The organism is Solemya elarraichensis gill symbiont (genome assembly GCF_002021095.1).
Taxonomy (GTDB): Bacteria; Pseudomonadota; Gammaproteobacteria; order Chromatiales; family Chromatiaceae.
On record NZ_MPRK01000321.1, the window covers coordinates 1 to 1,602 of the forward strand.

General features: G+C 46.9%; 4 protein-coding genes. All 4 read left to right on the forward strand.

Annotated features, from left to right (window positions below; translation table 11 throughout):
- The first annotated feature begins 498 nt into the window (after positions 1-498).
- Complete coding sequence (locus BOW51_RS10615) at positions 499-711, forward strand: hypothetical protein (protein WP_078477681.1); 213 nt, start codon at positions 499-501, stop codon at positions 709-711.
- 39 nt (positions 712-750) lie between these two features.
- Positions 751-1,047, forward strand: coding sequence for a hypothetical protein (locus tag BOW51_RS10620; protein WP_078477682.1), 297 nt, complete (start codon positions 751-753; stop codon positions 1,045-1,047).
- Between the two features lie 32 nt (positions 1,048-1,079).
- The gene (locus tag BOW51_RS11830; protein WP_281252891.1) at positions 1,080-1,301 is read left to right on the forward strand and encodes an HGGxSTG domain-containing protein; all 222 of its coding nucleotides are present in this window, start codon (positions 1,080-1,082) and stop codon (positions 1,299-1,301) included.
- A gap of 61 nt (positions 1,302-1,362) precedes the next feature.
- Positions 1,363-1,602, forward strand: a 240-nt coding sequence (locus BOW51_RS10630) for a transposase (protein WP_135568274.1), incomplete at its 3' end; no start/stop codon positions are given.

Here is a 1,602-nt window from a genome sequence, read left to right on the forward strand (position 1 = left end):
CGCAGGGCGTCCGGGGCAATAAAGGCTGTCGAAGATCGAGTGTAAAAGGGCGACTTGGATGTCCCGTTTTACATCACGAGATCAAAGACACGCTTGTATGACGCAAAACAGGAACTACTGCACTATGGGTTTATCAAGGAGACTCGCAGTGGTTGCCTTGGGCGCTGTGCTCTTTACGCTTTGACATGGCGCAACATTGATTATTGCGACGGTAAGCTAGACGTGGCTGCTACAACCAGACCAGCAGGAACGTACAGGGAGCCAAAACCAAAATTTGTGAAACCAAGTAACCGAAAGAAGCCCACTTTAAAAAATGAACTAGCACCGGTTCAATTTCTGTATCGACGAAACACCAACGGTTCACTTTCTGTACTAGGCCGATTCAATAACTGTATCGGTGAAGGAGGGTTTTCGTGTGCTCCCTAGTTTAATTTCTGAACACCTTTTTAATTTACCAAGGCGGTAGGCATTGATTAACACAAACATTGGAGAAACATCATGACACATTCAAGTGTAGAGAAAGCCAGTGTGCTAGATAAAGACATTAGTGCTTCCAAGCGTGAATATCACAAGTTTAAGTTCCAAGGAAACAAAAAGGTTGATGTGCATATGCCACATGGGACTGAAACACATTTTCCTAGTGTGAATGACAAGGACATGGCGAAGCTGCTCGTTGAACAGATGTTCGCCACAATTCCGTATTTTGAATAGGACGCAGCTGGTGAAGACAAGGCAAATGCAGCAGTTGCAATGGTTACTGAAATTGCACCAAGAGATGGTCTTGAGTGTATGCTCGCAAGCCAAATGGTTGCCATACACAACATGAGTATGGAGTGCATGAGACGGGCAATACTGCCTGATCAGACTCTCGTCGGTGTCAATGATGGGGTTAACAGGTCAGTCAAACTGATGCGGACGTTTACCGCCCAGATGGAAGCGCTTCAACGCTATCGTAACGGTGGAAAGCAAAAGATCACGGTTCAACACGTCAATGTAGAAGGCGGTAGTCAAGCGATTGTCGGTGATGTCCATAAGGGGAGAGGGTAATGGGTAAATGGAGAGGAATACCCCATGATGAAATGCCTAGATGCGGCGCTAAAACTCGCTCAGGAGGGGTTTGTGGTCATTTCTCGATGCCTAACGGGCGATGTCGATATCATGGCGGAAAGAGCACTGGGGCGAAGAATCCGAGGGTGAAGCATGGTAATTACACCAAGGAAACGATTGCTTTCCGCAGGCTGGTTGCCCAAATAGTGGGAGATAGTGCCGAGTTACTGGTAGATATTGATGGATTGTCCTGAATGACTGCTTCCGGCCAGAAGCGGGCATTAGGGGACTTCTAAAAATAGCTCCCAACAACGATTGGAAAAGCTCGGGGATCCACTTCCGAAGCTAGCAGAACTCGTTGACTGGGAAGGCTTTCGTCCCCTGCTTAAACGGATGCGAGAGAAAGAGCGCAAAAGCGCTGCAGGACATAAACCTTATGATCTTGTACTGATGTTAAAAATCCTTTTTTTGCAAAGCTTCTATGGTCTTGGTGATGATCAGACGGAATACCAAATCCGAGATCGCTACTCTTTCTGCCGGTTTCTTGGCCTGAGT